Raw genomic sequence first — 11,769 nt, 5'->3', positions numbered from 1 at the left:
CCCTGACTTGCAACTCTCGCCGAAATCCTGCAAAGTCTGCCTGCAAGTCTGACAGGGCAACTCTTTATGAAACGACTCATTGTGGGCATCAGCGGTGCCAGCGGCGCGATTTATGGCGTGCGCTTATTACAGGTTCTGCGTGATGTCGCAGATATCGAAACGCATCTGGTGATGAGCCAGGCAGCGCGCCAGACCTTATCCCTCGAAACGGATTTTTCCCTGCGCGAAGTGCAGGCATTAGCCGATGTCACGCACGATGCGCGCGATATTGCCGCCAGCATCTCTTCCGGTTCTTTCCAGACACTGGGGATGGTGATTTTACCCTGTTCAATCAAAACACTGTCCGGTATTGTCCATAGCTATACTGATGGCTTACTGACCCGTGCGGCAGATGTGGTGCTGAAAGAGCGTCGTCCGTTGGTGCTCTGCGTGCGTGAAACTCCGTTGCACTTAGGCCACCTGCGTTTAATGACTCAGGCGGCAGAAATCGGTGCGGTGATTATGCCTCCCGTTCCGGCGTTTTATCATCGCCCGCAATCCCTTGATGATGTGATAAATCAGACGGTTAACCGTGTTCTTGACCAGTTTGCGATAACCCTTCCTGAAGATCTCTTTGCCCGCTGGCAGGGCGCATAATTCCGCTGTTGCCCTGTTTCAGGGCAATTTTGCAACCGCGATCAAATCCTCGACATTTTGTTCCTGCCATTCAATCGAAACGCTGCGATTCAACCGCCATACCTGCTATCTTCAACTTTAGGACAATAATGCAACGTCTTATTAACATATTTAACGTTGAATGTTAATGTTGCCGTCAAGATGGCATAAGACCTGCATGAAAGAGCCTGCAAACACACAACACAATACACAACATAAAAAAGCCATTTCACTTGAGGGTTATGTATGAAGAAGTCGATTCTCGCTCTGTCTTTGTTAGTCGGTATTTCCGCAGCGGCCTCCAGCTATGCGGCGCTACCGGAGACGGTACGTATCGGAACGGATACCACCTATGCACCGTTCTCATCGAAAGATGCCAAAGGTGACTTTGTTGGCTTTGATATCGATCTCGGTAACGAGATGTGCAAACGGATGCAGGTGAAATGTACCTGGGTTGCCAGTGACTTTGATGCGCTGATCCCCTCACTGAAAGCGAAAAAAATCGACGCCATTATTTCGTCGCTCTCCATTACTGATAAACGTCAGCAGGAGATTGCCTTCTCTGACAAGTTGTACGCCGCAGATTCTCGTTTGATTGCCGCCAAAGGTTCGCCGATCCAGCCGACGCTGGATTCACTGAAAGGTAAACATGTTGGCGTGCTGCAAGGCTCTACCCAGGAAGCGTATGCCAATGATAACTGGCGTAGTAAAGGCGTCGATGTGGTGGCCTATGCTAACCAGGATTTGGTCTATTCCGATCTGGATGCAGGCCGTCTGGATGCCGCTTTGCAGGACGAAGTCGCGGCCAGCGAAGGATTCCTCAAGCAACCTGCCGGTAAAGAGTTCGCCTTTGCTGGCTCATCAGTGAAAGACAAAAAATACTTCGGTGATGGTACAGGCGTAGGGCTACGTAAAGATGATGCCGAACTGAAAGCCGCTTTTGATAAGGCGCTTGGCGAACTGCGTCAGGACGGCACTTACGACAAGATGGCGAAAAAGTATTTCGACTTTAATGTCTACGGTGACTGATATGTCGCAGGGAAGCTGTACCTGATGGAATGATCATCATGGTGCACGCCAGGTTTGTTGCACTATCGTGGTGCATTAAAATGCATACTTAAGCATTTTTAATGGAAAATAATACGTCTAACGGGGCGGGATATTTTGCCTTGATGGTCAATTTTATGGCACGATAAGTGTAACAAACCTGTAAATATTCCCTATAAAAAGACTGTCAGTTGAGGACATTATGAAAAAACTGGTGCTATCGCTCTCTCTGGTTCTGGCCTTCTCCAGCGCAACTGCAGCGTTTGCTGCGATCCCGCAAAACATCCGCATCGGCACCGATCCGACCTATGCGCCGTTTGAATCAAAAAATTCACAAGGCGAACTGGTTGGCTTTGACATCGATTTGGCGAAGGAGCTATGTAAACGCATCAATACGCAATGTACGTTTGTTGAGAATCCGCTGGATGCGTTAATCCCGTCCTTAAAAGCGAAGAAGATTGACGCCATCATGTCATCGCTTTCCATTACGGAAAAACGTCAGCAAGAAATTGCCTTCACCGACAAACTGTACGCTGCCGATTCTCGTCTGGTGGTGGCGAAAAATTCCGACATTCAGCCGACAGTCGAGTCGCTGAAAGGCAAGCGGGTAGGCGTATTGCAGGGCACCACCCAGGAGACATTTGGTAATGAACACTGGGCGCCCAAAGGCATTGAAATCGTCTCTTATCAGGGGCAGGACAACATTTATTCTGACCTGACTGCCGGACGTATTGATGCCGCGTTCCAGGATGAGGTCGCCGCCAGCGAAGGTTTTCTCAAACAACCCGTCGGTAAAGATTACAAATTCGGTGGCCCGTCTGTTAAAGATGAAAAACTGTTTGGCGTAGGCACCGGCATGGGTCTGCGCAAAGAAGATAACGAACTGCGCGAGGCACTGAACAAAGCCTTTGCCGAAATGCGCGCTGACGGTACTTACGAGAAACTGGCGAAAAAGTACTTCGATTTTGATGTTTATGGTGGTTAATCACCATCGGTGAAAGAAAGTCCGCTCCCTTCGGGTAACCGGAGGGAGACAAGAGGCGGTAATTCACCACACATAACAGGACAGGCAGCATGTTGTATGGGTTTTCAGGTGTTATTTTACAGGGTGCGCTCGTCACGCTGGAGCTGGCTATCAGCTCTGTAGTGCTCGCTGTAATCATCGGTTTAATTGGCGCTGGCGGTAAGCTCTCGCAAAATCGGCTTTCGGGGCTGATTTTCGAAGGATACACCACGCTGATTCGTGGCGTGCCGGACTTGGTGTTGATGCTGCTGATTTTCTATGGTTTGCAGATTGCGTTAAACACGGTGACGGAGGCGATGGGCGTCGGGCAGATTGATATCGACCCGATGGTCGCCGGCATTATCACTCTCGGTTTTATCTACGGTGCTTATTTTACCGAAACGTTCCGTGGCGCGTTTATGGCAGTGCCGAAAGGACATATAGAGGCGGCGACGGCGTTCGGTTTTACTCGTGGGCAAGTGTTTCGGCGGATCATGTTTCCGGCGATGATGCGTTACGCCCTGCCGGGGATTGGCAACAACTGGCAGGTAATCCTCAAATCTACAGCCCTGGTTTCGTTACTCGGCCTGGAAGATGTGGTCAAAGCCACGCAGTTGGCAGGAAAAAGTACCTGGGAACCGTTCTATTTCGCCATCGTCTGTGGCGTGATTTATCTGGTTTTCACCACCGTTTCCAATGGTGTGCTGCTGTTCCTTGAGCGCCGCTATTCCGTGGGTGTGAAGAGGGCTGACCTGTGATCGAAATCTTACATGAATACTGGAAACCACTGCTGTGGACCGATGGTTATCGTTTTACCGGCGTGGCGATCACCCTGTGGCTGCTGATTTTGTCGGTAGTGATAGGCGGAATTCTGGCGCTGTTTCTGGCGATTGGTCGCGTCTCAAGTAATAAATACATCCAGTTTCCAATCTGGTTATTTACCTATATTTTTCGCGGTACGCCGCTGTATGTTCAGCTGCTGGTGTTCTATTCTGGCATGTACACGCTGGAGATTGTTAAGGGCACCGAGTTCCTTAATGCCTTTTTCCGCAGTGGCCTGAACTGTACCGTGCTGGCGCTGACGCTCAACACCTGTGCTTACACCACTGAGATTTTTGCCGGGGCGATCCGTTCGGTGCCGCACGGGGAAATCGAAGCCGCCAGAGCCTACGGTTTCTCAAGCTTTAAAATGTATCGCTGCATTATTTTGCCATCGGCGCTGCGTATTGCGTTACCGGCCTACAGCAACGAAGTGATCCTGATGTTGCATTCTACTGCGCTGGCTTTTACCGCCACAGTGCCGGATCTGCTGAAAATTGCCCGCGATATCAACGCCGCCACGTATCAACCATTTACCGCCTTCGGCATTGCCGCTGTGCTCTATTTAATTATCTCTTATGTCCTGATAAGCCTGTTCCGTAAAGCGGAAAAACGCTGGTTGCAGCATGTGAAACCTTCTTCAACGCACTGAGAATACGATGTCCGAGAATAAATTAAACGTTATCGATTTGCACAAACGCTACGGTGAACACGAAGTGCTGAAAGGGGTCTCTCTGCAAGCGAACGCCGGAGATGTGATAAGCATCATCGGATCGTCGGGATCGGGGAAAAGTACCTTTCTGCGTTGCATTAACTTCCTCGAAAAACCGAGCGAAGGATCGATCGTGGTTAACGGTCAGACCATCAATCTGGTGCGTGATAAAGACGGCCAACTCAAAGTCGCCGATAAAAATCAGCTGCGCTTACTGCGCACACGCCTGACGATGGTGTTCCAGCACTTCAATCTCTGGAGCCACATGACGGTACTGGAAAACGTCATGGAAGCGCCGATTCAGGTGCTGGGTCTGAGTAAGCACGAAGCACGCGAGCGGGCGGTGAAGTATCTGGCGAAAGTCGGCATAGACGAACGTGCGCAGGGGAAATACCCGGTGCATCTTTCCGGCGGTCAGCAACAGCGTGTTTCCATCGCAAGGGCGCTGGCAATGGAACCGGAGGTTCTGCTGTTTGATGAACCTACCTCGGCGCTCGATCCTGAACTGGTAGGCGAAGTGTTGCGTATTATGCAGCAGCTCGCAGAAGAGGGAAAAACGATGGTTGTAGTGACCCACGAAATGGGCTTTGCCCGCCACGTCTCCACGCATGTAATTTTTCTTCATCAAGGGAAAATTGAAGAAGAGGGGGCGCCAGAACAGTTATTCGGCAACCCGCAAAGTCCGCGTCTGCAACAGTTCCTTAAAGGTTCGCTGAAATAATTACCTCTCCGGTGGCTAATGCTGCCGGAGTATTTTCAGGGGGAATTTGCGAGTCAGCTTCCGCTGAAATGTAAAAGTTGCAGTCCGCTAAAAATACTTCTGAATTCGCTGTCCAAAGATAAAAACTGCCTGCTGCATTAGCTATTAAGGATGGGTATTGTCACGTCATCTTAAATTTGAGGGGTGACGGAACGCCATGACAATATCGACAACTTCCACGCCGCATGATGCGGTATTTAAATCTTTTTTACGCCATCCAGACACCGCGCGGGATTTTATTGATATTCATCTTCCCGCACCGCTGCGCAAACTGTGTGATTTAACGACGCTCAAACTGGAACCTAACAGTTTTATTGATGAAGACCTGCGGCAATATTATTCCGACCTCTTGTGGTCTGTGAAAATGCAGGAGGGCGCGGGCTATATTTATGTAGTGATAGAGCACCAAAGTAAGCCAGAAGAATTAATGGCTTTTCGCATGATGCGCTATTCCATCGCGGCAATGCAAAACCATCTTGATGCGGGCTATAAAGAGCTTCCGTTGGTGATCCCGATGCTGTTTTATCATGGTTGCAGGAGTCCTTACCCTTATTCTCTCTGCTGGCTTGATGAATTTGCGGAGCCAGCTATAGCCCGCAAAATTTATTCATCGGCTTTTCCGCTGGTGGATATTACCGTAGTGCCGGATGACGAGATTATGCAACATCGCAAAATGGCGTTGTTGGAATTAATTCAGAAACATATCCGTCAGCGCGATCTGTTGGGATTAGTCGATCAAATTGTTTCGCTGCTAGTTACAGGGAACACTAATGACAGACAGCTAAAAGCTCTGTTTAATTACGTATTACAAACAGGGGATGCCCAGCGTTTCCGAGCATTTATTGGTGAGATAGCGGAACGTGCACCACAAGAAAAGGAGAAACTGATGACCATTGCTGACAGATTACGTGAAGAAGGGCGGAATGATGGATTAATTCTGGGCAAACGTGAAGAAGCCCTGCGTATTGCTCAGGAGATGTTGGAGAGAGGTTTAGACAGAGAGTTAGTTCTGATGCTGACCCGACTTTCGCCAGACGATCTTATCGCGCAAAGCCACTAATCCTGTAACACCGGGAATTAACTGGCGGATGTTTGCAATAGACCACATCAGCGAACGACATCCGCCAGCGCCTCTTCTAAATCGTACCAGCGAAACGCAAAACCCGCTTCTTCCAGCCGTTTTGGCAACGCACGTTGTCCGCCCAAGACCAGAACCGATGATTCCCCCATCAGCAAGCGAATAGCTGTGGCAGGGACGCGCAAAATCGCCGGGCGATGCAGCGCATGACCAAGCGCATGGGCAAATTGTTCATTGTGTACCGGATATGGCGAGACCATATTAAATGGCCCGCGCAGATCGTTATCCAGCAGCCAGAGAATACCGTTGACCATATCATCAATATGAATCCAGGCCAGATACTGCCGACCGGAGCCAATCGGACCGCCCAGGCCAAGGCGAAACGGAGGCAGCATTTTACCGAGGATACCGCCATCCGAAGCCAGTACTACGCCGGTACGCAGCAGGCACACTCGTGTTTTGTCGCTTTGCGCCCGACAGGCAATTTCCTCCCAACGGGCGCAGAGTTTATGGGTAAATTCGTTATGTGGCGGTTCTTCTTCGGTGACCACGACTTCACCTAAGTCACCATAATATCCCGCCGCCGAGCCGGAAATGAGCACTGACGGCGGCGTGTCGCTGGCGTTAATCAAATCCACCAGTTTTTGCGTTATATTCCAGCGGCTTTGGCAGAGGCGATCTTTTTGCTCGCGAGTCCAGCGTTTATCGGCTATTGGTTCACCGGCCAGATTGATCACCGCATCAACGCCGTTGAGGTTGCTTTGATCGGCAAGCTCTTGCCATAGTGTCACCTGGGAGCCGAGAACTGAGCTGGCTTTCTGCGGGTTACGTGTTACAACCGTGACCTGATGACCCAGTTCCAACAAACGTGGGATTAAATGACGACCAATTAATCCCGTTCCTCCAGTGATCACTATGTTCATGCAGCCTCCCGATATGGCGGTTAACGCTGCCAGCGTAAGGTCATGGATACCGAATCGGCGTAGCGCAGCGCGTGCAGTTTATCGATCTCCACTTCAGCATACGTCACCCAGTGATGTTCACGTGCGATATCGAGCACATCCTGAGTTAATTTTTCCAGCAAAGAGAAACGGTTATTCTCTACATGCTGAATAATGTTTTTCGTTACGGTGCGATAATTCAGCGCATCGTTGATATCTTCACTGGTTCGCGCTTTATCGGCGGGGTAGTGGATCGTCACATTGATAACAATATCCTGACGGTTGTTAATCTCTTCGTCCTTAATGCCAATAAATGTTCGTAAACGAAGGTTCTTTATCCGAATAATCGCGGCAGGTTGTGCCATTGCAGGTTCTCCGTTGTTTTATTTAGGATTAAATAATACACGAGAACCAGGTTCTGTTAACTATTCGAAATCTCATCATTTACTTGTGCTTTTAGTAGCGCCTGCCCGGTAGCAGGACGTGAGCGGATTCGTTCATACCAGTTTTTTACTGCCGGATACATTGCGAGTTCAATTCGCTGGCGAGTCCAGGCATTAACCCACGGCCAACAGGCAATATCTGCAATGCTGTAGTTTTCACCGCCCAGCCAGGGCGAGTTTTCCAGGCGCTTATTCAATACATGATACAGACGCTGAGTTTCAACCTGATAACGCTCAATTGCATAGGGAATAGTCTGTGGCGCTGCATGATTAAAATGGTGATTTTGCCCGAGCATCGGCCCCAGGCCTCCAACCTGCCAGAATAACCACTGTAATGTAGTGGCGCGCTCACGCGGTTGATGACCTAAAAATAGCCCTGTTTTTTCCGCCAGATACAACAAAATCGCACCTGATTCAAAGAGGCTTAATGGTTCTCCGCCGTCAGTCGGGGCATGATCAACAATCGCCGGAATTTTATTGTTGGGCGAAATGCGCAAAAACTCCGGGCGAAACTGACCACCTTTACCGAGGTCAACTTTGATTAAGCGATAATCCAGTCCCGCCTCTTCGAGAAACAACGTAATTTTGTGACCATTCGGCGTTGGGGCGAAATAGAGATCGATCATTGCAGCTCCGGTTATCTAATAATCTGAACACATCAAGTATAGAAAGCGCAGCGACTTGTGTAAGTTTTCATCAAGTCACCGTGACAAAAAGGCTCTATAGTTTGATAGCAAGCCCATTTATCGCTGAGGACATAATGAGTAAACCTGCTATCACGCTGTGGTCAGATGCCCATTTTTTCTCCCCTTATGTGTTATCCGCCTGGGTGGCGTTGCAGGAGAAAGGCCTGCCTTTTCATATAAAAACCATCAACCTCGACAGCGGTGAACATTTGCGGCCGACGTGGCAAGGTTACGGACAGACACGGCGCGTGCCGTTGTTACAAATTGATGATTTTGAGTTGAGTGAATCCTCTGCCATTGCAGAATATCTGGAGGATCGTTTTGCGCCGCCGACCTGGGAGCGCATTTATCCGCTTGATTTACAAAATCGGGCGCGAGCACGGCAGATTCAGGCCTGGTTACGCAGCGATCTGATGCCCATCCGCGAAGAACGTTCGACGGATGTTGTCTTTGCTGGTGCGAAAAAAGCGCCACTAACGGCGGAGGGAAAAGCCAGTGTAGAGAAACTGTTCGCGATGGCAGAACATTTACTGGCACATAACCAGCCGAATCTGTTTGGTGAGTGGTGTATTGCGGATACTGATTTGGCGTTAATGATTAACCGCCTGGTATTACAGGGTGATGAGGTGCCGGAACGTCTGGTGGATTATGCAGCATTCCAGTGGCAGAGGGCTTCAGTTCAGCGTTTTATTGCACTTTCGGCGAAGCAATCTGGCTGATAGAGGCGATAGAATCCAGTATCATAGCTTACGTTTTTTCGACGAGGAGTGAGTGATGAAACTGATGTTTGCATCGGACATTCATGGGTCGTTACCGGCGACGGAACGTGTTCTGGATTTGTTTGCCCAGAGCGGAGCTCAGTGGCTGGTGATTCTTGGCGACGTGCTGAATCATGGCCCGAGAAACGCCCTGCCTGAAGGGTATGCGCCAGCCAAAGTAGCCGAACGGCTGAATGAGGTGGCGCATAAAGTTATCGCCGTGCGCGGCAACTGCGATAGCGAAGTGGATCAGATGCTGCTGCACTTCCCGATAACCGCACCGTGGCAACAGGTATTACTGGAAAAACAACGTCTGTTTCTGACGCATGGTCATCTGTTTGGCCCGGATAATCTGCCGACTTTAAACCAGAACGACGTGTTGGTGTACGGTCATACCCATCTACCAGTGGCGGAACAGCGGGGTGAAATCTTCCACTTTAACCCCGGTTCGGTAAGCATCCCGAAAGGCGGTTATCCGGCGAGCTATGGCATGTTGGATGATGACGTACTAAGCGTAATCGCACTCAATGATCAAAGTATCATTGCGCAGATCGCGATTAATCCGTAATTTACCCACAACTCAAAATGCGCCGTAAGAGCGCCAGAAAAAGAAGGTTTCCTGATAATGGAACAGCGTCGTTTGGCAAGTACTGAATGGGTGGATATTGTCAATGAAGAGAACGAAGTCATTGCACAAGCCAGCCGGGAACAAATGCGGGCACAGTGTCTGCGTCATCGTGCAACTTATATTGTCGTGCATGATGGCATGGGCAAAATTCTTGTGCAGCGTCGTACCGAGACAAAAGACTTTTTACCCGGCATGTTAGATGCGACCGCTGGTGGTGTGGTCCAGGCCGATGAGCAACTGCTGGAATCCGCACGTCGCGAAGCGGAAGAAGAGTTGGGCATTGCCGGTGTCCCCTTTGCCGAGCACGGGCAGTTCTATTTCGAAGATAAAAATTGCCGTGTCTGGGGCGCGCTGTTCAGTTGTGTCTCTCACGGTCCATTCGCCCTCCAGGAAGATGAAGTCAGTGAAGTTTGCTGGCTAACGCCGGAAGAAATCACCGCACGTTGCGATGAGTTTACTCCAGACTCGCTGAAAGCACTGGCGTTGTGGATGAAGCGCAATGCCAAAAATGAAGCCGTAGAGACTGAAACGGCAGAATAAAAAAGAGCCGCAATTGCGGCTCTTAACATTTTTAATGGTAGCCCATTAACTGAGCGCCTATCACCACCACGCTGGACATAATAAACAGCAGTCCAAGCAGTGTCGCACCCACTTTCACCCAGTTACGGAAGTCCACCCGGCAAACACCGAGCGTGGCCATTAACGACGCCGAGGTCGGGTAAATGATGTGACTGAAGCCATCGCCGAACTGGAATGCCAGCACGGTAACCTGGCGGTTAACACCGACCAGATCGCCAAGCGGTGCCAGTAATGGCATGGTTAGCGCAGCCTGACCAGAACCGGATGTCACGAAGAAATTAAATACCGCCTGGAAGAGCAACATAAACCAGGCCGCGACCGCGTTATCCAGACCGCTAATGGCATTGGCAATGCTGTTGAGGATAGTATTCAGCACGCTGGCCTCACCGGCTTCACCGTTACCCACCAGCAGCAAAATCCCTTTGGCGAAACCTACCAGCAGGGCAGGGGCGATCATCATTCGCGCGCCTTCGGTAAAGGATGAAGCCATGGTATTTACCGTCATGCCGTTAAGACGGAAGACAACGCCGATGATGCCAATCACCAGCCCCATAGTGAAGAACTGGCTGGCGATTTCTGGAATAAACCATGCATTAACGATCACGCCCCAAATTACCCAGACCATCACGGCGGTCAGGACAATCAATACCAGCCAGTCACCAAAGGTAAACGGACGTTGTTCAACATCAGCCTGCTTTTCACGAAAGAAGCGGTCGGACTCATGCACGCGTGACAGAAGAGGATTCTTTTTCACTCGTGAGGCATAAACCATGGTAAAGATCAGGCCAATCAGAGTCGCGATAACCCACACCACAATGCGCAGGCCGGAGCCGGAAAGCACCGGAACGCCAGCAATCCCCTGGGCGACAACCACGCAGAACGGGTTCATCCACGAGCTGGCAAAACCGATTTGCGTGGCGATATAGGTCACCAGGACGGTAGTAATACTGTCATAACCCAGTCGTACCATTAGCGGGGCAATGATGATGGCAAAGGCGACAGCCTCTTCTCCCATGCCGAACACCGCACCACCGAGCGAAAAGAGAATAAACAGCGCCGGAATAAAGAGTATTTCATTCCCTCGTGTATGGCGGATAAGCGCCAGGATGCCGTTATCGATGGTTCCTGTACGCATCACGATGCCAAATGCACCGCCAATCACCAGCATAAACATGATGATGCCAACGGCTGTCCCGTATTTCGATCCGGAGGTTAACCCTTCAAACGGGAAGTTCATCAGGCCTGGACGTTCATCTCCGGTCGTGAACAGTTGTACGCGATGATACTCAGGTTCGCCGGCCTCGTTGGTCAGAATGCGAAATGAGTGAGGGTCTACGACTTTGCGTGTTTTCGTCTGACCATCAACCTGGTACTGCACTTCCTGACTGTCAAACATCCCCACCGGAACAACCCATGTGGCGAGGCTGGTTAAAATAGCGACAAAAAAGATAATCACCAGCGTATCGGGCATTGCCCATCTTCTGGTTGGTTTGGATTCAGTTATTGCGGACATAGCGCAAATTTTCCCTTGCACAAGACAAAGTGGTAAGTATGCAAAGTGATATGGCGCAATTCATTGATGCAGCGCAGTTAAGCAAGATAATCAGAAAGGAGTAATGCAAATTAAGAGAATAAAAAACCGGAAATAGTGACTATTTCCG

General features: G+C 50.1%; 14 protein-coding genes. 10 read left to right on the top strand and 4 right to left on the bottom strand.

Annotated features, from left to right (window positions below; translation table 11 throughout):
• Window positions 1–66 precede the first annotated feature (66 nt).
• The 7 genes from ubiX to rpnB all read left to right on the top strand — a co-directional run bounded on the left by ubiX (window position 67) and on the right by rpnB (window position 6,055).
• Window positions 67–636: a flavin prenyltransferase UbiX gene (gene ubiX / locus A7Z06_RS10035; RefSeq protein WP_000825688.1), complete on the top strand. Its 570-nt coding sequence runs from the start codon at window positions 67–69 to the stop codon at window positions 634–636.
• Window positions 637–900: 264 nt separating this feature from the next.
• Window positions 901–1,683 carry a lysine/arginine/ornithine ABC transporter substrate-binding protein ArgT gene (gene argT / locus A7Z06_RS10030; RefSeq protein ID WP_000748236.1) on the top strand — a complete coding sequence of 261 codons (783 nt, stop codon included), beginning with the start codon at window positions 901–903 and terminating at the stop codon, window positions 1,681–1,683.
• Between the two features lie 220 nt (window positions 1,684–1,903).
• Window positions 1,904–2,686 carry a histidine ABC transporter substrate-binding protein HisJ gene (gene hisJ, locus A7Z06_RS10025; protein WP_000737621.1) on the top strand — a complete coding sequence of 261 codons (783 nt, stop codon included), beginning with the start codon at window positions 1,904–1,906 and terminating at the stop codon, window positions 2,684–2,686.
• 89 nt (window positions 2,687–2,775) lie between these two features.
• Complete coding sequence (hisQ, locus tag A7Z06_RS10020) at window positions 2,776–3,462, top strand: histidine ABC transporter permease HisQ (RefSeq protein ID WP_000965518.1); 687 nt, start codon at window positions 2,776–2,778, stop codon at window positions 3,460–3,462.
• Window positions 3,459–4,175, top strand: coding sequence for an ABC transporter permease (locus A7Z06_RS10015; protein ID WP_000569947.1), 717 nt, complete (start codon window positions 3,459–3,461; stop codon window positions 4,173–4,175). The genes hisQ and A7Z06_RS10015 overlap by 4 nt, the downstream gene beginning before the upstream one ends.
• Window positions 4,176–4,182: 7 nt before the next feature.
• On the top strand, window positions 4,183–4,956 hold the full coding sequence (hisP, locus tag A7Z06_RS10010; protein WP_001293604.1) for a histidine ABC transporter ATP-binding protein HisP: 774 nt from the start codon (window positions 4,183–4,185) through the stop codon (window positions 4,954–4,956).
• Between the two features lie 196 nt (window positions 4,957–5,152).
• Entirely contained in the window at window positions 5,153–6,055 is a 903-nt protein-coding gene (gene rpnB, locus A7Z06_RS10005; protein WP_105279412.1) for a recombination-promoting nuclease RpnB, read from the top strand.
• A 47-nt stretch (window positions 6,056–6,102) separates the two neighbouring features.
• On the opposite strand, the gene A7Z06_RS10000 is transcribed toward rpnB, so the two are convergent.
• The 3 genes from A7Z06_RS10000 to yfcG are packed head-to-tail and all read right to left on the bottom strand — an operon-like array spanning window position 6,103 to window position 8,083.
• Window positions 6,103–6,996 (bottom strand): TIGR01777 family oxidoreductase, encoded by an 894-nt coding sequence (locus tag A7Z06_RS10000; protein ID WP_001028348.1) that lies wholly within the window; start codon window positions 6,994–6,996, stop codon window positions 6,103–6,105.
• A gap of 20 nt (window positions 6,997–7,016) precedes the next feature.
• Window positions 7,017–7,379, bottom strand: a complete 363-nt coding sequence (gene folX / locus A7Z06_RS09995) for a dihydroneopterin triphosphate 2'-epimerase (protein ID WP_000068453.1) — start codon at window positions 7,377–7,379, stop codon at window positions 7,017–7,019.
• Window positions 7,380–7,435: 56 nt separating this feature from the next.
• Window positions 7,436–8,083 carry a GSH-dependent disulfide bond oxidoreductase gene (gene yfcG / locus A7Z06_RS09990; protein WP_000566493.1) on the bottom strand — a complete coding sequence of 216 codons (648 nt, stop codon included), beginning with the start codon at window positions 8,081–8,083 and terminating at the stop codon, window positions 7,436–7,438.
• 134 nt (window positions 8,084–8,217) lie between these two features.
• On the opposite strand from yfcG, the gene yfcF reads away from it, so the two are divergent.
• From yfcF to yfcD, 3 genes are read left to right on the top strand one after another with little or no spacing between them, the layout of a single operon-like run.
• Window positions 8,218–8,862 (top strand): glutathione transferase, encoded by a 645-nt coding sequence (gene yfcF / locus A7Z06_RS09985; RefSeq protein ID WP_000042423.1) that lies wholly within the window; start codon window positions 8,218–8,220, stop codon window positions 8,860–8,862.
• Between the two features lie 55 nt (window positions 8,863–8,917).
• Window positions 8,918–9,469 carry a phosphodiesterase gene (gene yfcE, locus A7Z06_RS09980; protein WP_010346680.1) on the top strand — a complete coding sequence of 184 codons (552 nt, stop codon included), beginning with the start codon at window positions 8,918–8,920 and terminating at the stop codon, window positions 9,467–9,469.
• Between the two features lie 57 nt (window positions 9,470–9,526).
• Window positions 9,527–10,069 carry an NUDIX hydrolase YfcD gene (yfcD, locus tag A7Z06_RS09975; protein WP_000437935.1) on the top strand — a complete coding sequence of 181 codons (543 nt, stop codon included), beginning with the start codon at window positions 9,527–9,529 and terminating at the stop codon, window positions 10,067–10,069.
• A gap of 31 nt (window positions 10,070–10,100) precedes the next feature.
• Here the strand turns inward: yfcD and yfcC are convergent, their stop codons facing one another.
• A complete protein-coding gene (gene yfcC / locus A7Z06_RS09970; RefSeq protein ID WP_001274494.1) occupies window positions 10,101–11,621 on the bottom strand; it encodes a putative basic amino acid antiporter YfcC in 1,521 nt (506 codons plus the stop codon).
• Window positions 11,622–11,769: the final 148 nt, after the last annotated feature.

It is taken from the genome of Escherichia sp. MOD1-EC6819, assembly GCF_002965765.1.
Lineage (GTDB): Bacteria > Pseudomonadota > Gammaproteobacteria > Enterobacterales > Enterobacteriaceae > Escherichia > Escherichia ruysiae.
Note: the sequence above shows the minus strand (reverse complement) of the source record. Positions and strands in the feature narration are given on the sequence as shown.